This window comes from Oxobacter pfennigii, from assembly GCF_001317355.1.
In the GTDB taxonomy this organism is placed as follows: Bacteria; Bacillota; Clostridia; order Clostridiales; family Oxobacteraceae; genus Oxobacter; species Oxobacter pfennigii.
Window position 1 is genome coordinate 1 of sequence record NZ_LKET01000026.1, and the last position, 21,536, is coordinate 21,536.

20 protein-coding genes are annotated in these 21,536 nt (G+C 38.8%); 8 read left to right on the top strand and 12 right to left on the bottom strand.

Going from position 1 to position 21,536, the window contains the following annotated elements; genetic code table 11:
* The first annotated feature begins 86 nt into the window (after positions 1–86).
* Positions 87–1,409, top strand: coding sequence for an exosporium glycoprotein BclB-related protein (locus OXPF_RS23605; RefSeq protein ID WP_083479718.1), 1,323 nt, complete (start codon positions 87–89; stop codon positions 1,407–1,409).
* A 65-nt stretch (positions 1,410–1,474) separates the two neighbouring features.
* On the opposite strand, the gene OXPF_RS05345 is transcribed toward OXPF_RS23605, so the two are convergent.
* The 5 genes from OXPF_RS05345 to OXPF_RS05365 all read right to left on the bottom strand — a co-directional run bounded on the left by OXPF_RS05345 (position 1,475) and on the right by OXPF_RS05365 (position 5,819).
* The gene (locus tag OXPF_RS05345; RefSeq protein ID WP_054874181.1) at positions 1,475–2,326 is read right to left on the bottom strand and encodes a DegV family protein; all 852 of its coding nucleotides are present in this window, start codon (positions 2,324–2,326) and stop codon (positions 1,475–1,477) included.
* A 57-nt stretch (positions 2,327–2,383) separates the two neighbouring features.
* A complete protein-coding gene (locus tag OXPF_RS05350) occupies positions 2,384–2,776 on the bottom strand; it encodes a hypothetical protein (protein ID WP_054874182.1) in 393 nt (130 codons plus the stop codon).
* 106 nt (positions 2,777–2,882) lie between these two features.
* Positions 2,883–4,427, bottom strand: coding sequence for a cardiolipin synthase (gene cls / locus OXPF_RS05355; RefSeq protein ID WP_054874183.1), 1,545 nt, complete (start codon positions 4,425–4,427; stop codon positions 2,883–2,885).
* A 60-nt stretch (positions 4,428–4,487) separates the two neighbouring features.
* Positions 4,488–5,294, bottom strand: a complete 807-nt coding sequence (locus OXPF_RS05360; protein WP_054874184.1) for a glycosyltransferase family 8 protein — start codon at positions 5,292–5,294, stop codon at positions 4,488–4,490.
* Between the two features lie 72 nt (positions 5,295–5,366).
* Positions 5,367–5,819, bottom strand: coding sequence for a MarR family winged helix-turn-helix transcriptional regulator (locus OXPF_RS05365; RefSeq protein ID WP_054874185.1), 453 nt, complete (start codon positions 5,817–5,819; stop codon positions 5,367–5,369).
* Between the two features lie 299 nt (positions 5,820–6,118).
* Here OXPF_RS05365 and OXPF_RS05375 point away from each other — a divergent pair, with 299 nt between their 5' ends.
* From OXPF_RS05375 to OXPF_RS05405, 6 genes are all read left to right on the top strand, one after another.
* Entirely contained in the window at positions 6,119–7,090 is a 972-nt protein-coding gene (locus OXPF_RS05375; RefSeq protein WP_054874187.1) for a hypothetical protein, read from the top strand.
* 152 nt (positions 7,091–7,242) lie between these two features.
* Positions 7,243–7,908, top strand: a complete 666-nt coding sequence (locus OXPF_RS05385) for a TetR/AcrR family transcriptional regulator (protein ID WP_054874189.1) — start codon at positions 7,243–7,245, stop codon at positions 7,906–7,908.
* Positions 7,909–8,448: 540 nt separating this feature from the next.
* Entirely contained in the window at positions 8,449–9,075 is a 627-nt protein-coding gene (locus OXPF_RS05390; RefSeq protein ID WP_054874190.1) for a corrinoid protein, read from the top strand.
* A 130-nt stretch (positions 9,076–9,205) separates the two neighbouring features.
* Positions 9,206–10,579 carry an MFS transporter gene (locus OXPF_RS05395; protein ID WP_054874191.1) on the top strand — a complete coding sequence of 458 codons (1,374 nt, stop codon included), beginning with the start codon at positions 9,206–9,208 and terminating at the stop codon, positions 10,577–10,579.
* Between the two features lie 56 nt (positions 10,580–10,635).
* Positions 10,636–11,706 (top strand): uroporphyrinogen decarboxylase family protein, encoded by a 1,071-nt coding sequence (locus OXPF_RS05400; protein ID WP_054874192.1) that lies wholly within the window; start codon positions 10,636–10,638, stop codon positions 11,704–11,706.
* A gap of 156 nt (positions 11,707–11,862) precedes the next feature.
* Positions 11,863–12,399: a DUF2284 domain-containing protein gene (locus OXPF_RS05405; protein ID WP_054874193.1), complete on the top strand. Its 537-nt coding sequence runs from the start codon at positions 11,863–11,865 to the stop codon at positions 12,397–12,399.
* Between the two features lie 137 nt (positions 12,400–12,536).
* Here OXPF_RS05405 and OXPF_RS05410 read toward each other — a convergent pair whose 3' ends face one another.
* The 7 genes from OXPF_RS05410 to OXPF_RS05440 form a co-directional block, all read right to left on the bottom strand.
* The gene (locus tag OXPF_RS05410) at positions 12,537–13,727 is read right to left on the bottom strand and encodes a pyridoxal phosphate-dependent aminotransferase (RefSeq protein ID WP_054874194.1); all 1,191 of its coding nucleotides are present in this window, start codon (positions 13,725–13,727) and stop codon (positions 12,537–12,539) included.
* 157 nt (positions 13,728–13,884) lie between these two features.
* Positions 13,885–14,874, bottom strand: coding sequence for an NAD(P)-dependent oxidoreductase (locus OXPF_RS05415; RefSeq protein ID WP_054874195.1), 990 nt, complete (start codon positions 14,872–14,874; stop codon positions 13,885–13,887).
* Positions 14,875–14,973: 99 nt separating this feature from the next.
* On the bottom strand, positions 14,974–16,158 hold the full coding sequence (locus OXPF_RS05420) for an MFS transporter (RefSeq protein ID WP_160317157.1): 1,185 nt from the start codon (positions 16,156–16,158) through the stop codon (positions 14,974–14,976).
* Between the two features lie 221 nt (positions 16,159–16,379).
* The gene (locus OXPF_RS05425) at positions 16,380–17,441 is read right to left on the bottom strand and encodes an ABC transporter substrate-binding protein (protein ID WP_054874197.1); all 1,062 of its coding nucleotides are present in this window, start codon (positions 17,439–17,441) and stop codon (positions 16,380–16,382) included.
* A 64-nt stretch (positions 17,442–17,505) separates the two neighbouring features.
* A complete protein-coding gene (locus tag OXPF_RS05430) occupies positions 17,506–18,279 on the bottom strand; it encodes an iron ABC transporter ATP-binding protein (protein ID WP_054874198.1) in 774 nt (257 codons plus the stop codon).
* Positions 18,280–19,287 (bottom strand): iron chelate uptake ABC transporter family permease subunit, encoded by a 1,008-nt coding sequence (locus OXPF_RS05435; protein WP_054874199.1) that lies wholly within the window; start codon positions 19,285–19,287, stop codon positions 18,280–18,282. It lies immediately after the preceding gene.
* Positions 19,259–20,263, bottom strand: coding sequence for an ABC transporter permease (locus OXPF_RS05440; protein ID WP_054874200.1), 1,005 nt, complete (start codon positions 20,261–20,263; stop codon positions 19,259–19,261). The genes OXPF_RS05435 and OXPF_RS05440 overlap by 29 nt, the downstream gene beginning before the upstream one ends.
* 249 nt (positions 20,264–20,512) lie before the next feature.
* Here OXPF_RS05440 and OXPF_RS05445 point away from each other — a divergent pair, with 249 nt between their 5' ends.
* On the top strand, positions 20,513–21,532 hold the full coding sequence (locus OXPF_RS05445) for an alpha/beta fold hydrolase (protein WP_054874201.1): 1,020 nt from the start codon (positions 20,513–20,515) through the stop codon (positions 21,530–21,532).
* The last annotated feature ends 4 nt before the right edge of the window (positions 21,533–21,536 follow it).

Here is a 21,536-nt window from a genome sequence, read left to right on the forward strand (position 1 = left end):
GACTGGAAATACGTGGCATAGAAGATATTAATGATACAATTATTGCATTTACTGCCAGAGAAACTGCAACGCCGCCTTTTCTTGAAATAAATTTTGAAAGTTTTGAAGGCCCTACAGGTCCTACCGGACCAACGGGTGCTACTGGTCCTACCGGTCCGACTGGCACTACCGGCGACACAGGTGCTACTGGCGCTACTGGTCCTACCGGCCCGACTGGCGCTACCGGCGACACAGGTGCTGCTGGCGCTACTGGTCCTACCGGCGACACAGGTGCTACTGGCGCTACTGGTCCTACCGGCGACACAGGTGCTGCTGGCGCCACTGGTCCTACCGGCCCAACTGGCGCTACCGGTGACACAGGTGCTACTGGCGCTACTGGTCCTACCGGCCCGACTGGCGCTACCGGCGACACAGGTGCTACTGGCGCTACTGGTCCTACCGGCCCGACTGGCGCTACCGGTGACACAGGTACTACTGGCGCTACTGGTCCTACCGGCCCGACTGGCGCTACCGGTGACACAGGTACTACTGGCGCTACTGGTCCTACCGGCCCGACTGGCGCTACCGGCGACACAGGTGCTACTGGCGCTACTGGTCCTACCGGCCCGACTGGCGCTACCGGCGACACAGGTGCTACTGGCGCTACTGGCCCTACCGGCCCAACTGGCGCTACCGGCGACACGGGTGCTACTGGCGCTACTGGTCCTACCGGCCCGACTGGCGCTACCGGCGACACAGGTGCTACTGGCGCTACTGGTCCTACCGGCCCGACTGGCGCTACCGGCGACACGGGTGCTACTGGCGCTACTGGCCCTACCGGCCCGACTGGCGCTACCGGTGACACGGGTGCTACTGGCGCTACTGGCCCTACCGGCCCGACTGGCGCTACCGGTGCTACTGCTGCTGGTGCTATCATTCCCTTTGCAAGTGGACCTGTCACCACGCTGACTACAGTTCTGGGTGGATTAGCAGGCACACAGGGGCTTATCGGTTTTGGTTCCAATGATACCGCTCTTATTGTAGGCGGTTTAATTGACACCACCGGTCTTAACAGTCTTGCCTTCTCGATGCCAAGAGATGGCACAATAACGGATATCGCAGCATATTTCAGTGTCGGTGCAGCTGTTGCGCTTGTTGGAAGCGAAGTAACCATTTCGGCGCAGCTTTACAGTTCACCTACCCCTGATGATGCATTTGCTCCAGTTCCGGGAACAATAGTCGACCTGGCTCCTGTCCTTACCGGAGCTGTTGCTATCGGTACTACTGCCAACGGTATCCTGACAGGGCTTTCAATTCCCGTGACAGCACAAACCCGGCTGATGATGGTATTCTCGGCAGCCGTTACAGGAGGTCTTGATATCGCAACTATCATAACCGGTTTTGCAAGTGCAGGCGTTACCATCGAATAAATCAAAAATATAAGAGGTCTGGAGTTCCAGGCCTCTTATTTATATATAATGAAATATTTATTTTTTTACTTTGTCATAAAAAACACACCTAAAGTATTGGGGCCGCAGTGAGAAGAAATGGTACAGCCGGCTCTTGAAACGTATATTTCCTTAAAATCGTATATTTCCTTCATGGTATCACTTACAAAATTTATTCTCTCTTCTGATATACCCGAATGTGCAATATAAGCTTTATCAGTTCTTATGTTAGTATACTGGTTTAATTTATCTAAAGTATAGTGTCTTAATACTTTGTCTAGAGAACCTCTGTATTTTTTCCCTACGCTCATTTTTCCGCTGGTGTTATCGACCTCTATACAGGGTTTTATATTGAGTATATTTGCCCCTAAGGCAGCTATGGCAGAACACCTTCCCCCCTCATAAAGATAAGTAAGGTTATCTACTATAAAGCTTGCATGGCTTTTAGTCCTTAAATCCATTATTTCCTGTTGAATTTGAGATGCCGGCATGCCTTGCCCTATGCGTTCTGCAGCTTCTAAAACAAGAAGACCGGTACCTGCAGACAAATTATGAGAATCTATAGGATAAACATTTTTAAGCTCTGCCGCCGCAATGCAGCAATTCTGAAATGATGAGGACAGACCGGAACCTATATTTATATGAACTACTTCAAAACCCTCATCAGTCCATCTCTTAAAGTGGCTTACATACTCGCTGGGATTTGGAGCTGCTGTCTTTGGTAAAATTCGATGCTTTTTATATGTATCATATATGTCATCAGGTGCAATATCCACGCCGTCATCGTATTGCTTGTCGCCAAGTATGATATGAAGAGGCCGGTAATAAACATTATATTTTTCTCTTAACATCTCACCAAGGTCACACGTGCTATCTGCACTTAATATAATCTTTCCCATTTTATTTGCCCTCATCTATTTAATAATATTATTTTTAATTAACAGCAAATACATAATTTATGTACTTTTTTTAAACTCAGTCCTGCATTTTGGACATGTTATTATTATCTTTCCTTTCCCCTTAGGCACCCACATTCCGATTTGGCAGTTAGGACATTTAAACCTCCTATTGCTCCTTGATTCTTTGATATAGTGCACTGCTTTTTTAAGCCGGGTATAAACCGGGCTTAAAATTATGGAAAATTTATAATTTTCCATACTGCGCTTATAAGTATCTCTTGAAAAAAACCTGAAAATGCTTATGAGCATGGGAATATAACTCAGTAAAACCATAAAGGGCAGCTTAAATGCGTCAGCAAAAAAAGTCAATACACATGAGAATATTACAAGAGCTAATGAAAGCTGATCCCAGCCGTACCTTCCCATCATAAATCTTCTCAGCCAGTCCATTTTTTATCACTCCTAATTTAATTTTTTATGAAATCTTAATATGAATTATTGATATAATTCACCATATACATATCTGCAAACCCCTTAATTTCATCATTTAAAAGATTTACATCAATGGTGCAAAAACGCGCAATACAAAGCGCACCAGTGTCCTATACCACTTGATGTTTTTAAAGTCTTCCATGGTAATCTGATTGCACATTTTTAAAGTATTAAAAAAATCTTCTCTCATATCAACAATACTGGGTGAATTATACATCCATACACCACATTCAAAGTGCAGGTATAAACTTCTATAATCCATGTTTATAGTACCAACTACTCCATATTCATTGTCCACTACAAAGGTTTTTGAATGAATAAATCCAGGGATATATTCATAAATTTTTACTCCGCTCTCAACAAGTACTTTATAGTAGGATCTTGTAACCTCATGAACAAACCATCTATCCCCGCAATAAGGCACAATTATACGTACATCAACTCCTCCTTTAGCAGCTGATGATAAGGCCGTTACCATTTCATTATTAATAATTAAATAAGGTGTGGTAATATAAACATATCTTTTGGCTTTGTTGATTAAATTGAGATAAATCGTTTCTCCGACGGATTCATCATCTAATGGATTATCAGCAAAAGGCTGGACATACCCATCTCTTTCATTAAGATTCTTTACAGTAATGTCATTTTTAAATGTCATAAAATCTTCATCTATTCCCCTTAGATAATCCCACATGGACAAAAACATTACGGTAAGGCTCCACACCGCTTCCCCGCTTATCATAATGGCCGAATCCTTCCAATGGCCATGCTTTTCAATCTCATTTATATACTCATCCGCTAAGTTAATCCCCCCGGTGAATGCTACACAGCCGTCAATTATTGCAATTTTACGGTGATCCCGGTTATTTATACCAACAGATAATATAGGAATGAGGGGATTAAAGATGCAACATTTTATCCCCATGGCTTCAAGCTTTTTATCATATCCATAGGGCAAAGTAAGTATACAACCTATATCGTCATAAATGACGCGTACATCTACACCTTTGGATGCCTTTTCAACTAAAATATCCAGTATACTATTCCACATCACGCCTTCCCTGATGATAAAATACTCTAAAAATATATAATGTTCTGCCTCTTTCAATTCTTCCTTTAATCTTTCAAATTTTATCTCTCCAATGGGAATATATTCAGTTACCGTATTACCATAAGGCGGGCTATAAGCATAATCCTGTATATATCTTGACTGATTGGCAGCAGTTTCATTTTGCGAACTTATTTCATCCAGTATAAAGCTCCGGGGCGGTAAAGCTGCTATCATTTTATCTCCTATGGATTTCATTCTGCGCTTTTTAGCTTTGCTTAGCTTGTTGCCGCCGAAAAAAATATAAAACAATCCACCAAAAATAGGAAACAATAATATAGGTATAATCCATGCAATCTTATATGCCGGATTGCCTTTTTTATTTATGATCCATAGCACTGCAATGGCACTGACAAATATACTTGCACCGTAAAATAAGACAAAGTATTCTTTAAACCTCAGAATTATTCCTATTAAAACTGAAAGCTGTATTAATACTGCGATGCATATGAAAGCGACTCTGTGGAATAAAAATTTTCTTATGAATTTCATATTTTTCATCTCTTTAATTATTAATACTTAAATGTTTGCCTGGGATTATGCTGGAAATTTGTAATACTTCTAGCTTAATGCCAGTTTTTCATAGTGTTTGTATAAAGAATGAAATTTACCGCTATAATTTCTTTTCCAGGGTTTCTTCTTTCCGCAAAAGTGAAGTATGACTGTGTTTCGTATGACATGGTCCATATCCCACACCCTGTTACTTCTGATCTTATAATATGTGTAGTATCTTGCATCATAGTTATATAGTTTTTCGTCCAGACTTTTTATCTTCTTCGAATATAGAGCATTTAATATATCTTGATCCGGCATAATCAATTTGGACTTATTTTTTTCTGCAAACTTGTAAATGGACTGCTCATCAACGAGTTGTCTTTGAAGCTCCAGATTCATCAAAAGCACTCCTGAATTGTAGTATGCATCTATTTCATAGGGATTTAACCTGAGTCTGTTTATCTCTTTAATAGAAATAACATCATGATATGCGGCAGCATACAAAAAACCTTTAATATCCATATAATAGAGATCCCTTATGGGATTGATTACTAAAATATCGGGGTCCAAATATAATATTTTGTCAAGGTTTTGAGGTAAAAATTTAAATGCCAGTAGGCGATAATACATTTCTTTGGTATAATGGAGAACAACTGGTGCATTTTCAAAATAGCTGTCATCAATAGTAATTACTATTAATTGACTGCCATGTAATCTGATATAGCTGTTTAAATCATCCAATTCCTCATCTTTAATACTGGAATGTATCAAATAGATTGAAAAGCTTTCTTCCTGATTATTTATAAAAAGTGATTTTAGCATGATTTTTAAAGGCTTTATATAATTCGAATTCAAAGTAACAAGTATATTCATATTAATTATCCCCCCAGTTTACCAGAGACATCATGCAAAATTTACATTTATATATTTTTATCTAACCCTTTATTAATTCTTACCGGCAGAAACGATGTTTTGCATCAAATCATTGAGCTTTTTAATTCCGCTGATTATGTCGTCAAAGGTTTCTTCTGCCTTTTCGTCGATATTTTGCAGTATCTTTTCATTTAAGAATTTGTCCATTCTCGATACAATCTCATTGCCCTTTTGTGTAAGCGCTACCGTAACCACCCTCTCGTCCTGTTGATTTCTTACTCGTTTAAGCAGGTCCATATGCTCTAATTTTTTGCACATGGAAGATATATTTGCTCCGGCAACATATATCCCTTCAGCCAGGCTTCCGATACTATGGGATTCATATTTATATAATTCCATGAGTATTCTTACCTGGAGCATTGTCAATCCATATTGCTCGCATAAAGGACTAAAGATTTTATTTGTATTCTCATTAATTTTTCTCGTATAATCCCAGATGATATTTTTAAATTCGGAAATGTTCATGGCAGACCTCCATAAAATATATATTTTATATATAATATATTTTATATATAATAGTCAATATATAAATTACCTGAATTATAATAAAAATATTCGGCCTTCAAAAGAAAATACACATTTTTTCATTTTCGACATAAAATATAACGAAAGTATGACACCCTTGATAGCCACTATCAGAACATTATACCTGGAGATATTAATATTAAATAAGATATACATAACTGTCCTTTATAACAATTTATACATCACGATAGTCAGAAAAAGTCATACCGTATATATAAATGTTGAAAGGGAGAACAGTCATGAACACAGCACTTCAAATTAACCTGCAGGTAGCAGAACAAATATTGGCCGGCAGTAATGTGATTTTTGATACAACTGCATATTCTTATGGAAATATTAACTATGACAGCTCCACAGGTATCATAGCCTTAAACGAAACAGGCAGATATCAAATCAATTGGTGGGTTGCAACTCAGTCATCCACCTCAGTAGATGGAGTTGTATTCGCCGTTTCTTCTTCTGAAGGAGATTTTTTAATAGGAAATTCTCCAAACAAAACCGGATTGGTTTATGGGGCAGGAATTATAGAAGTATCCTCGGCTCCTGTTACGATTTCTTTAATAAACACCAGCATGAGTACCGCTTATTATGCAGCACAGGTCCCGTTAAAAGCAATGCTGGTAATATCTCAGAGCATGACTCCGGATGATACGCAATGCCTTGCCATAAACCAACTATCCAACATTCTTTTGCAGATGATCTCATCCTACTCCAGCACCACCTGGTCGGTGTTTTCTAATTCTCTGGCTTCTTATTCAGGCGTGCCGCTTGATTTGTACACGGATCCAAATGCAGCAGGTCCTGGAATTCTGCGTTTAGTGGACATTAATGATGACTATGAGGCACTGCCCATTACTAACATCACAGCTATTTATCCCGGAGATGGAACAGTATACGACCCAACTTTCACTTATTTGCCCACCCCCGTTCCTCTTCCCCAAAGCTGTGATGCCAACACTATTGCGGCAATACAGTCATATCTGCCTCTGGATACCGGCGTAGATATCCGTTTGGGTCCTGCTATTACAGCCACTGGAAATATCTACCGCAATGAATATGGCGTTCTGGTACTTTCTGATGCAGATGGAAACACTCCGATTTTTATAGCTACCCCACACATCCTGCGTATATTAACCGACTCTAACCCGATTCAGATGTCAGCATCAAAGAGTATCAGCAAAAAGCCAAGTATTTCTATAAATAATATATGAATTAGAATAACTCAAAATAATGCACCTTTGAAATGAGAACTATATCATAAGGCATAGCTCTCCTAATGCTTGCTATCTCAAGAGCTATGCCCTCCATATTTCTGGCAAAATAGTATTCAACTTTTTTATTAAATATGCTATTATAAATTATTATGAAGAATGAAAATAAATCATCTGAAAACAAAAAAAAGATAATATACCATACAACAAGATTGTTTTACGAAAAGGGCTTTAACAATACATCCTTTGAGGATATTGCTGATTGCTGTAAAATAACCAAGCCTTTGATTACATACCACTTTGGCACCAAAGCAAATCTGGCAAAGGTCGTTGTTCAAAAGTTCACTGCTGAAATTAAAAATCATATCACCGAGAGGATATATAGAAACTTTGAAAAATATAATCTTCAATACAGCACAGCTGCTGAGATTATGATGGTTCATCGTTTATACAATGAAGATAAAAAAGCTCTTTTATTTTTCTGTGAATACATGAACAGCAGCTTTGAAAATCAGTTTTCAGGCGGTGTTAACCTTTACAAAATGCATGATAGGCGGTACCACCTGAAAATTGACCGCTCTTCTGACGAGCTCACCATGTTGTCAATTGCATCACAATTTTCGGCATTATCTTTAATGTATGCTTATTTCACGGGAAAGCTCAGCTGCACCTTCGAGCAGTTTAGCGATTATGCAGCACGCATACCTTTTGTTTTCATGCATGTTAAAGAAGAAGAAATAGATGTTATTCTTGCTGAAGCTAAAAATATACTAAATAAATTGAATTTTAAAGTGTGTCCATATTTCAGGATTGAATAAGGCAAGCATCTTAAATGCAGTAAATTATGATGATTTCAGTTTATAGGCTATATATTTATAGCCTTTTTTATTGTACATTTTTTTCATTAGTAGTATTTATTTATTGTAATTTTAATGGTATTATATATATGTGACTTTACGTGTAAAGGAATAATTCCGGTATTTTGCTGGCTTTCTGGAAGCATATTCAAAAGAAATGAAAAATTTCCTATACATAACACCGGCATTATCCTTAAAGTTTTACAGGTTATGACATAACTTTTATAGACATTTTAGTTCCCCAGTTCGATATGTAATTTATGAAATTTTTGGATTCCGCTGTTTGCTTATCATTTTGCTTTGGCATATACAAACAGCAGATATACAAAAATTTTAGTGTCTTATGCATTCCAAGGTATATTCTTTTCCGAAAATGATATATAAATGAACAAGTTAATAAAGTTATAAGTCAATCCCTAATTAAATTCAGCGGTATATTATGAGGCAAAGTCAATAACTTTGACCGCATTAATATAAATGTATTAAAAGGAGGAAATTAAAATGTCAAAAATTGATGAAGTAAAAGCTGGCGTCGCAGCCGGTAAAACCAAAGTTGTTCCTGGTTTAGTACAGGAAGCATTGAACGAAGGACAAGCAGCAACTGCTATCCTTGAAGCAATGGTTGAAGCTATGGGAGTAGTAGGTGACAAATTCTCATCAGGAGAAATATTTGTTCCCGAAATGCTTGTTGCAGGTAAAGCAATGCAAAAAGGGGTAGAAGTTTTAAAACCTGTTCTTGCAGGTGAAGGTTCAGTTTCCCTTGGAAAATGCATAATAGGAACTGTTGCAGGAGACCTTCATGATATCGGCAAGAACCTTGTTGCTCTTATGATAGGCAGCGCAGGTTTCGATGTTATCGACCTTGGTGTTGATGTCACAAAAGAAAAATTTATTGAAACAATAAAAGCAAATCCTGATGTAAAAGTAGTAGCTTGCTCAGCACTTTTGACAACAACTATGCCGGCTATGAAAGAAACAGTAGAGGCAATTAAAGCCAGCGGTTTAACAGGATTCAAGGTATTAGTAGGCGGAGCACCTATCACTCCTGAATTTGCATCCTCAATCGGAGCTGACGCTTATGCCCGTGACGCAGGCGGAGCTGCTGTTAAAGCTAAAGAACTGGTTTAATATTTAATTTATAATTTCCATGCAGCACTTATAGTGTAAGTATTGTGGCATTAATTACCTTTGTTATCACAGCAATATATGGTTATAATTGGTATTTCTATATAATCATAATGTGACGGAGGAATGAGATATGTCAAAACTCAAATCATCTGAAATTAATGCTTATGCCTTCTATAGTTTTGCTTCCAGTTTAGCTTTTGCTATACCTATGAGTTATCTAACAATTTTCATGACGGAAAATCTTCTCTACAGCGCAGCACTCATGGGAACTACCTTATTAATTGCCCGTGCCATTGACTTTGTTATCGGTCTTATTGCAGGCAGCGTAGTTTCAAAGACAAATTTTAAGTGGGGAAAGTACCGTTCATGGCTGATCATTTTGCGTTTTGTGGTCTTTTTTGGTATCGTAATTCAATTTATAGATACATCTAAGCTTCCTACTTATACCAAAATGATAGTAACAATTTTAGGATATGGTATGCTGCACTTTTCTATGAACTTTATACAAACAGCACAGTATGGTGTTCTCTCGGCAATGGCAGGCAGCGACATGGAGGACAGAGACAAGCTTTCCATAAGGGGTACTCAGTGGATGGCGGCCGGCAATATACTGGTATCGGCCATAACTCTTCCTTTCATACAGGCTATAACGCCATACGTTGGCAGTTCGAATGCATATACAATTGCTGCAACATTGTTTGGGTTGGTTTTAGTTGTAGGCAATATGATGCTGTCAAAAGCGGCAGCGCCCTATGATATTCCTCAACCAAAGGACACAGCCACCAATGTTGTTTCTACAAAGATATCAGATTTAGTTAAATCTGTTGCTACAAACAGCCAGCTCCTGGTATATATAACAGCAAGTTCATTATTCAATATCGGTCTAATGACATTCAACGGCATTTTAGCTTACTATTTTATGTATGTACTGGGTAATTTCCTATTAATGTCACTGGCTATGACAATAACCACAGCCTTTGGCCTGGTGGCCAGTATAATAGGGCCCAAAATCGGCAGAAAACTTGGGAAAAAGAATGCCATGGTATATGGATTGCTTATTTATGCAGCCGGAAATTTATGCATTTCTTTCTTTGCAAAAGGCTCCTTGGTTGTATATATAATTTTTTCTTGTATCAGTGCAGTGGCTATGTATTTTTTCCAGGCTTTCGGACCCCTCTACGTTCTGGATGCAGGAGAATACGGGTTTTATAAAACCGGTAAGGACTATCGTGCTATGGCAACAGGATTGTTTACAATGCCATTTAAAATCGGCTTTGCTCTTGGCGGAGCTGTCTCAGGTTACGGCCTTGCAATTATAGGCTATACAGCCGGCATGACACCTACTCCACAGTTTGTTGACAAATTTATGCTGCTCTTAGGCGGTATACCGGCAGCCTTTTATGTAGTTGCAGCTGTGCTGATGATTGTAGGGTATAAAATAACTGACGAAGATGCTGCCAAGTATGCAGCTGCTAATATTGAAAGATTGGCAAAAACAAGCTAGTAATGTGGTTAAATCAATGTATTAACAAGCTAATAAATTAAGAGGAGTGAAAAAATATGGCAATAAAATTTGATGAAAAAGAACTCAAAGTTGCAAGCGAAATTCCAAACAGAATGGGAGGAGCTCCTACACCTGTTTATGATTTTCCCGTATCCAGAAAAGAAGGATACATTGCGGCTTTAAAGAAACAGCCAATTTGGGCAATAAGCAATGTTGAAACACGTTTCATTACTCCAAAAGCCAACCCGGATAACGTTGCCAGAGCATTTGCATTCGAAGATACAATGATGCCGCCGGCTGAAGGCGGCGGAAAAGATATGTTTGGTATTGAATGGGTATATGTACCGGTAGCCGGCGGTTCAATGGTTAAGCCAGGAGCTCCATTCCTTAAAGATGCTAATGAATGGAAAGAAAAATTAGTTTGGCCGGACCTGGACAAATGGAATTGGGAAGACAGTGTTAAGAATATCCATCTTAATCCGGAACAGTTCAATATCGCTTGGGTATTAAACGGATGGTATGAAAGACTTATATCCTTCATGGACTTTGATAAAGCTGTTGTGGCTCTTATAGATGAAGACCAGCAGGATGCAGTTAAAGAACTCTTTGACAAGCTTTCTGACCTTTACATTAAGCTCATTGACAAATATCTTGAACACTTCCCTGGTATTGATGGATTCTGTTTCCACGACGACTGGGCAGCGCAGAAGGATACATTCTTTTCACCTTCTACTGCAGAAGAAATGATAGTTCCCGCCATGAAGAAGGTTACAGACCACCTCCATTCAAAGGGTTTGTATGCTGACTTACACTCATGCGGAATGCTTGAAAAACAGATCCCAAATATCATAGCAGCAGGATGGGATTCATGGACTCCACAGACTATGAATAATACTCAGGCTTATTATGAAAAATATGGCGACCAATTATTGATAGGCGTTATTCCGGACGCTGTAAGCCCTGAAGCTTCAGAAGCTGAACAGAGAGCAGCAGCTAAAGCATTTGCTGAAAAATTCTGCGTACCCGGAAAAGGCTTAGTAGTAAATTCCTATGCAACTGCAGCAATTACTCCTGCATTCAGAGAAGAATTGTACAGGCACTCCAGGACCATATACAGCGAAATCTAATAAATAACTAAGTGACTGGGGATGGTTCATAATTGTTGTAAAATGACAAACAATTGTGAACCGTCCCCTTTGTTTTTACCCCCTGTTGAGGTATAATTAAACTGTACAATCTAGGTAATTGCAAGTGTTTATATTTTTTTATAAAAGGAGAAAACTATGAATTACGATGATATAAAACAATTGGCTGTATCCTGCGGATTTACCAACGTCGGAGATTTAAATGTAGATACTGTTGTTGCAAGAAATGAAGTCCGTGATGCCTGTGCGGAAAATAAATGCCATGCTTACGGAAAAAACTGGTCATGTCCTCCTGCCTGCGGCACATTGGAAGAATGCGCAAGCAGGATGAAAAAATATCATCATGGACTTATTTTACAGACTACAGGTGAATTAGAGGATTCCTTCGATTACGAAGGTATGATGGAGTTAGCTGAAACCCATAAGAATAATTTTGATGACTTCTCGGAAAGAATAAAGAAAATATATCCAGATGCCATGCTTCTTGGCGCAGGCGGATGCAAGAAATGTGAAAAATGCACATATCCAGATAGTCCCTGTCGTTTCCCCAATAGCATGACTTCATCAATGGAGGCTTATGGTTTGTTGGTAAGTGATGTCTGTAAATCAAATGGGGTTGAATATTATTATGGTCCCGGCACTCTGACTTATGTAGGCTGCGTGCTCATTGACTGATTTATATAGAATGCTTGTATAACAAAAAACCTTTCCCAATTCGGAAAGGTTTTTTCTGGCTTATTCACATGTTAACCGGCAGGTATACTGAAATATATTAAGGTGCTAAATGAGCACCTTAATATATTTAGTGAAATTTATATACCGTATTCGCTTTTTATGAATTTCTCCAGAGCGGCAAGGGAGCGTTCTACCTTTTCAGTATCGATACAATATGCCATTCTGAAATATCCCGAACAGCCGAAGCTGTCTCCCGGCACCAATATCAAATCGTATTTAGTGGCCTTCTGTGAAAATACCTTTGCATCTTCCTCCAATGCTTTAGGGAAGATATAGAAGGTTCCTCCCGGTTTTACGCAAGTAAAGCCCAATTCCACTAACTTTTCATAAATCAAATTCATGTTGCGCTCATATATGGACATATCTGAAGTTAAATCAACAACCTCAGCTACAGCAAGCTGAATTATTGACGGCGGGCAGTTGTGGCCTATACCCCTTGATATTTGCCCGCACATGCTGACTAAGTATTCCGAATCCTTGCAGGCTGGATTAACAGCAACATAACCAATACGTTCTCCGGGCAATGACAAGGATTTTGAATATGAATAACAGGATAATGTGTTATCATAATAATTTGATACATAGGGTGCTTTTACACCTGCAAATAATATTTCTCTGTAGGGCTCATCGGAAATTATAAAAATTTCATGGCCGTATTCTTTTTCTTTATTCTTAAGCATATCGCAAAGCTTTACTATTGTTTCCTCGGAATAAACCACACCTGAAGGATTGTTGGGAGAATTAATCAATACGGCTGCTGTTTTTTCATTGAGCATTTCCTCAAAAAGAGTAAAGTTAATCTGAAAATCTTCTGTATTGGGCGGAACAACCTTAAGCACCGCCCCCGATAAATTTATGTAAGGATGATATTCCGGGAAAAATGGTGCAAAGGTTAAAATTTCATCACCTGCATCTGATACGCACCTTACTGCATGGGCAATGGCACCTGCAGCACCGCTGGTCATAAATATGTGGTTTTCGGTGTAATTCATACCGAATCTTTTGTTCAATGAATCAGCAATTTTCTTCCTTACAGAAGGAATTCCCAAGCTGGGGCTGTATCCGTGAAGCTCTGCCGGATTTTTTTCTTTTAGCATTTCAATCATAACATCAGTAAATTCCCTTGGGACGGGAACAGATGGATTACCTAAGCTGTAATCAAATACATTTTCATAACCTATTGCTTTTCCGCGCTCTGTGGCAAATTCAGAGAGCTGCCTTATTACAGATTTACCTTCCAGCATCTTTTTGTATTTTTGTGAAATCATTTTTCATCCTCCTTCTTTAATATACTTCTTTAGGGGACACTTTTCCTCTTATTCAGTGTTAGGGGACGCACCTTCTCTTCTTAAGGAATAAGTCTGAGGTAGTCGAAGATATGTCTCCAACCTATAAATTTATAGGGTAGTCGGAGAAATGTCCCCATCATAGTCCATTTACAACATAATCCGGGCGTTTTCCTTTTAATGCAGCATCTACATTCATCCAGTTCTTTTTATGGGCGCGAACGAAATAGCTTGTGGTAATGCCGCCTATATGAGGTGAGAATATTATCCTGTCCTCATATTCCCTTGGCAGGTTTAATAATATATTATCTTTTGTTGTAGGCTCTGGATACACCGTATCTAAACCTGCACCTTTTATTTTTTCCGTTACAATAGCATCATATAATGCTTTGTTGTCAACAATTTCTCCCCTGGCCGTATTTATTATGTATGATGTGGGCTTCATTTTACTTAAAAATTCTGCATTTATCATGCCTGTAGTTTCAGGCGTTACGGGGCAGTGTATGCTTACTATGTCACAGGTTTTTGCCATCTCATCCAAATTCATATAAGTAACATTATAATCCTTTTCCAATTCGGCAGACTTTCTTGTCCTTGTATAATAATAAGTCTGGCATTCAAATGGTATAAGCCTTTTTGCTGTTGCCATGGCGATATCTCCAAAGCCTATAAGGCCTATTTTGCAGTCTCCCAATTCAGTTATTCCCTCTACCATCATCTTTTCCTTCATTTGAATTTGATTGCCTTCCCTCTCGGTCCTGTCCCCTACGATAAGATTGCGCAGAAGACTAAGCATTAAAAGAATGGTCTGCTCTGCCACGGCAGCTGCATTTGAACCCTTGGAATTGCATACATATATATTCCTTTCCTTAGCGGCATTACAATCAATGCCGTTATATCCTACCCCTTCCGACTGTATTATCTTAAGATTAGGCATATTGCTTATGGCATGTCCTGAAAGCTTTGCCATAGGGTCAATTAATATCGCATGTGCGTCAGGAACTGCTTTCAATATTTCCTCATCATCGGCACCCCGAGGGCAGAAAACCATTTCAATGCTCTTCACCACATCCAAATCAGGCATGTATTTCTTATATCTGTCTTTATTTCCGATAATCAAAACCTTCATAACAAGCTCCTTTACATTTGTAATCTTTCTCAAATGCTTTTAAAAACAGCACCTAATTTTCATTTTAAACAAAAATCAGGTGCTGTTAAAGCTTTTTTATTAATTTTGCGCAGTTATTAAAGCTAATTTTCTGTTATAGTCATTCATGACATATATATGAAATAATATCAGAGGTATGAGTAAAAACAATCCGTTGTATAAGAACATGTCTCTTAAAGATACATACTTTGTCATCATGCCAAGTATAATTGCTCCTCCGCCTACACCTATATCGGTAAGCGCATAGTATGTTGTGCTGGCAACTCCTCTGTTTTCAGGCTCAACTATATTTATGGTCATAGCCTGAAGACACGGCATTATTATACCGTTGCCCAAACCCATCAATACAGCCGCTATAATATATGAAATAAGTCCGGTACTCATTGATAAAACTATTATTCCTGCTATAAACGAAATAAAACCAAAAGTAACTACATATTTTGGGCCATGCTTATCTACCAATTTACCTGTAAAAAGCCTTGTTACCGCAACTCCGATGGAATTTCCTAAAAAGTACACTCCTCCGTTTACTATGCCTATTTCCTTACTGTAAATAAGGATGTATGACATAACTGTACCGTTTACTACTCCCACCAGCATATTAAGAGCTGAAACCCTGTATACTCTCTTTTCCAATAAGCTTTTCAAATTAATAGCTCTGGTAGGCTTAACCTGCTTGGGCAGGGCTATCATTGAAGAAAAAGCAAATGCGAAAACAATTAATACGGATGCAATAAGGAAAAGCTTCTTGTATTGATTATCACCCATAATTGATAAAGCAAGAGCCGGACCTAACGCCGATGATATGGTCTGGGCCAGGCCAAAATACCCTATACCCTCGCTCCTTCTTTCAAAAGGAAGGATATCTGCAACAATGGCTCCGCTGCCTGTGCTGGTCAGTCCGAAGCATACACCGTGCAAGCTTCTTACCAATACAAGCAGAAAGAAAGTGGATGACAAGGGATAAAAGAATGATATGACTGCCAGCATTCCCATTGCAATAACATACATCTTCTTTCTTCCCATAAAATCAAAAGCATATCCTGCATAAGGCCTTATGACCAAAGCAGCCAGTGAATATCCCCCGATTAAATAACCTATCTGTGACTGTGGTGCTCCTAAGACGTTAGTTGCATATAAAGGCAGCATAGGGCTTAAGAACTGGAATCCTATACTCATGCAAAAACTTGATAGGAAAAATACTGCAAAGTTTTTGGACCACAAAGATTGTCTGGATGTTTCCACTACTATTTCTACCTCCTGTTCAAATAAAACCAAAAAAAATTTTACATGTAAAAATTTTAATAACTCCTCTTAGGCTATCACAAATCTTTTTTTAAATCAATTTTTTATCTTAAAAATAAGAAACATAAACGTTTTCTTCAAGGAACATAAAAATATTCCAATAACGATTTGAAAGTCCAGTAAAACTGGACTTTCAAATCAGTGTATAAATTTATGTTGAATTAATTGAGCTTGCTTATATATTGATTTATATCTTCTACCATTCTTTCAGCTGCTGTGATACCGCCCGTCATAGTGTACCATGCATCCCCTGTCAATACGTAGATATCACCGTTTTTAGCAGCCTGTGTCTGTTTTATTATCGGGTCGTTCATGAAGTTTTCAGCACCTGCTCCTGTTCCTACAGTTGCACTTCTGTCAAGAAGGAAGATAACATCAGGATTTTTTTCAAGAACGTATTCCGCACGTACATCAAAGCCGTGCTGATTTGTCCAAGCCACTGCTCCGTCATCTACCGGTGTAAAACCAAAATCCTCATAAAGCATGTCAAAACGGCTGTTAGGGTTGAATACTGAAAGTGTAGTCTGGTCTACCATCATGCAGAACAATGCTTTTTTACCTGAGCTTTTAGCTTTCGCATTTATATCTGCAAAATCCTTCTTTATCTTTTCAAGCTTTGCATCAAGCTCAGGCTTGATAGAAGGGAAAATCTGTCCCAGAGTAGTTATATTATGCTCTATATCTTTTAAAAGCTGGGAATTTGAGGCATTCGTTGTAAGCTTCATAAAACTTGCATCAGGGTATCTTGCAAAGGTATCAGTCATATATTTTTCTTTTTCTTCTTTGCTTAAGCTCTCACCTGAAGCGCCCACTCCAAATGCCCTTCCGCCTGTGATGACAAGTTCAGGCTGTACCAGGTCCAGTACATCCCAATCCACATAGAACAAGCTCCCGCCTGAAATAACCTTGTCATCACCTGCTTCCTTGTAGAAGGACAAATCAGCAGGAAGGCTGTCTTTTGAGGGGACTATCAACTGAGTGATGCCTGTTTTATCAAAGTCTCCATTATATAATATATCAAGTATTGAATAATCGTAAATTGCCACTTTTGTAGGGTTGGTATTTAAAGTTACTTCTTTTCCGTCCGAATCTGTTACAGTAACTGTTTCTGCCGGTGTTTCTTCCGGTGCCTGAGTTTCAGGTGCTTTGTTGCAGCCTGATAGAGACAGCGCTCCAAGCGCCATCATGGCAGTTAATATAAAAGAAATAATTGATTTTTTCATTGTTAACCTCCTGAATTTTTATATATTATATATATTAATGGTTGTTTTATATAGCCCAACCAGGCTACATCTTGTCATAATACAGGCAGACGCTTTTGCCGTCCTGCTCAACTATGTTAAAATCGTGGTCAAATACATCATCTAAAACCGCTTTTGTGATTATATCCTTCGGACTGCCCTGGCTTATAATGCGGCCGTCTTTCATGGCTATTATATGGTCGGCATAGGCTGAAGCAAAATTGATATCATGAAGCACAACCACCACCGTCTTATTCAATTCGATGACAAGGTTTTTAATTACCTTCATCATCTCCACTGAGTACTTGATGTCAAGATTATTTAAAGGCTCATCAAAGAATATATAAGGCGTGTCCTGGGCTAAAATCATTGCAATAAAAGCTCTTTGCCTCTGTCCTCCCGAAAGCTCGTCCAAATACCGGTGTTCCAAACCAGACAAATTCATGTACTTAAGGCTTTCCTCTGCCTTTTGCTTATCAACATCCGTAAGCCTTCCACCGCAATGGGGAAAACGACCAAACTCCACCAGGTCATTTACTGTTATCCGGATATTAATGTTGTGTGTCTGCTTTAATATGGCTACCTTCTTTGCAACCTCGCTGGTTTTAATCCTTTTTATATCCATACCGTCGATGGTTACCGTTCCTGAAAGAGCAGGAATTAGGTTGGTTATTACTCCTAAGAGAGTGGACTTTCCGGCTCCGTTTGCACCTATCAGCGCAGTAATGGCATTTTCCTTTACCACCAGACTTATATCTTCCAGAGTTTTTTTTCTGCCATTTTTGTTGTATCTTTGATTAATATTTTTTATCTCTATCATCTAAACACCATTCTCCTTCACGATCAGGCAGAACATATATGAGCAGCCCACCAAATCGATTATTACCACTGCAGGTACAGCTCCTTGCAACAACTCGACTATGGATTGGCCGGCAATAAGCGCCAGTGCCGCAACTGCTGACGAGCCTATAAAAAGCAGCATATGCTCATAGGTTTTAAAAATCTCACGGCTTATATTAACTGCCAGCAGACCTAAAAAGGCAAGGGACCCTATTAATGCTGTGGCAATAGACATACCAATGGATATAAGCACCAGATTTATATTCAGCTCTCTTTCATAATTAATCCCTAAGGATTTTGCGTTGTCAGGCCCTAAAGACATAACATTATAGGTTCTGTGACGAAAAAGCATAACTGCAATGACACATATCATAATGGGAATGGCAAGCATAATGATATTGGTGTTCATATTGTTTACCGTGACGCTGGTAGCCGCCCTCACCTGATTAAAATCATTTGTATCCATGATGACCTGCAAGTATGTAGAACCGCTCCTTATGACTCCCGATAGTATAAGTCCAAACATTAAAAGAAAGACCAGATTATTTTTATTTTTTCTGAGTATAAACCCATACATGAACATTGAAATTACAATCATAGCCCCTGCCACAATCAAATAATTGAGATAAGGGTTTAAAAACACCTTAGACATTGACCCGAATAAGAAGACAATTAAGGTTTGGGTTCCTATAAATACCGAGTCAAAGCCTATCATTGAGGGAGTCAATATCCTGCTCTCGGTTATGGTTTGAAAAGCCAGGCTTACGACTGCGATGAGTACTGAGGCAACAGCCATTCCTCCTAAAGCAGGCACTGTTCGGCTCATGATATTGCCAAAAACCGCTGGTTCCATTACCAAATTAAGCCTTGTTGCTTTGGCATAGGTTCTGGAGTAAATATACAAAAATGTAGATGCTGCAAGAAGCAGAGCAAGGATTGCGTATATGAGAAAAGCACGTTTAGTTTGCGGTTTTAATCTTTTTAGCACCTCTTAACCCCCTTATCAAATAAATCATAAATATGATTCCCCCTATGATACTTATGGTCAAACTGACACTCATCTCAAAGGGGTGGATAACAAGACGGCTTAACACATCACATACAAGGACAAAATCTGCTCCGAAAAACATCAAATCTATAATGGACTTTTTCATATTGTCACCGTAAAAGGAGGTTGCCATATTGGGTATTATAAGCCCTACAAAAGGCAGCGGTCCTACTGCCACAAAGGTTGCGGCACTTATAAGGGCTATTATAACAAGACCAACAAAAACAACCCTGTTATAATTAAGACCTAAATTCTTTGAAAAGTCCTCGCCCATGCCTATGATGCTGAACCTGGTGGAATAAGTTATGGCAAAGACAAGGGGTAAAATTACTATGTATACCGTGGAAAAATCCCCGATTCTTGCAAAGCTTCCCAAGTTTATTGCTGTCATCATCTGCATCACATCAAACCTGTAGGCCACGGCAGTAGTCAAGGCTGAAATCAAGCCTCCGTACATCATTCCAATAAGAGGAATGTACACTACCTCTCTAATTTTCAGCCTGTTTATAACAGATGTAAAAATAAGTGTTGAAAAAAAAGCAAACACAAAGGCAAACAATGTTTGTACAATTCCCGGCTGCTGATTTAAAAATATATATGATAGTAGCAGTCCAAAGGCAGCTGCATCCGTAGTGCCGCTTGTTGAAGGCGACATGAATTTATTGCGGCTTATGGCCTGCATTATAAGACCGGCGACGCTCAAGCCTGCTGCAGACAATATTATGGCAGCAGTCCTCGGAATCCTGCTGTGCCATAAAACGCTCCATGCCGTTAAATCCTTGTTAAACAAGGCATTAAAGCTGACGCTGGCCGATGAGCCAATCATAAGCGAAGCTGTGAGGAGAATCAAAAATAAAACAATAATTGAAATCCTTTTCCATTGCCAAAAATAAGCAGCTTTTAACCTGATTTCCATGCCTTCCCTCATCATAAATAAAATTAATTAAGTTATCTATATCTAACTTAATTTTAAAAAATCAAGTTAGTACAAGCTAACTTATGAGTAAATATATCATGTTAAGAACATCAATGTCAATAAGTTTTTTAGCTTAAGCTAACTTTTTTATCTATTGAAATAATTCAAGAAGGTTTAAAACCTCCTTTTTATGTTATAATTTTAATGCAGCTTAAACCTTTGAGTTTTATAATTCAGGAGGGAAATTTAATGTATAAAAACCCCTATGAACATACGTCCGGAATAATTAAAAACTCCAAAGTTAAAGAAGCCGGATTTGAAGAACAGCAGTTTTTCACGGGACAAATTAATATGAATTATGTTTCAGGGCCGGATAACGGAGTCCCTCTTGTGCTTATTCCTGCCCAAATGGGTACCTGGGAGAGCTACAAAAAGGTTATGATTCCTTTATCCGAGAAATTCAAGGTATATGTAGTTGAAATAAGAGGCCATGGAAAGTCAAGCTGGACCCCCGGTAACTATTCCTGGAAAATCATAGGGGAAGATATGAAGGCCTTTTTAAAAGATGTGGTAAAGAACAAAGCAATTATTGCCGGCAACTCATCCGGAGGCATTATAGCATTATGGTGTGCGGCAAATTTGCCTGATTTTATCATGGGTGCAGTAATTGAAGATGCGCCTGTGTTTTCAGCCGAAATCCCAAGATTTAAAGAGCAGGATAAATACGTGTATAACGGCCTTAAACACTTAGTTGACACCATAGGAAATATTGAAAACCGAGATATTGCCAACTATTTTAAAGGGCTTAAGATGCCTGTATCTGAAAATCGAAATAAAGAAATGCCGGACTGGTTTGTCAAAATACTGTCCAAAATGATAAAAAAATATGAAGCAAATCACCCGGGGCAGCCACTGGAAGTTGGATTTGCCGATACACTAAGAGTTATGTTAAAATCCCTCTCCATGTTCGACCCGGACTTTTCACGGGCTTTTGTAGACGGGCGATTTTATGAAGGCATAGACCACAAAGATGCCTTAAGCCGTGCAAAATGTCCTCTGCTTATAATGCATGCCAATTGGCACCGCTATAAAGACTGGGGTTTAGTTGGGGCAATGGATGATGAGGATGCCGCACAAATACTGAAGCTTGCACCTCATGCTAAATATATAAAAATCCCTGCAAATCACGTCATTCATGTTTTTAAACCAAAGCTTTATATAGAAGCTGTTGAAAATTTTGCAAGGGAGATAGAAATACAGGGAAGTTAAACTA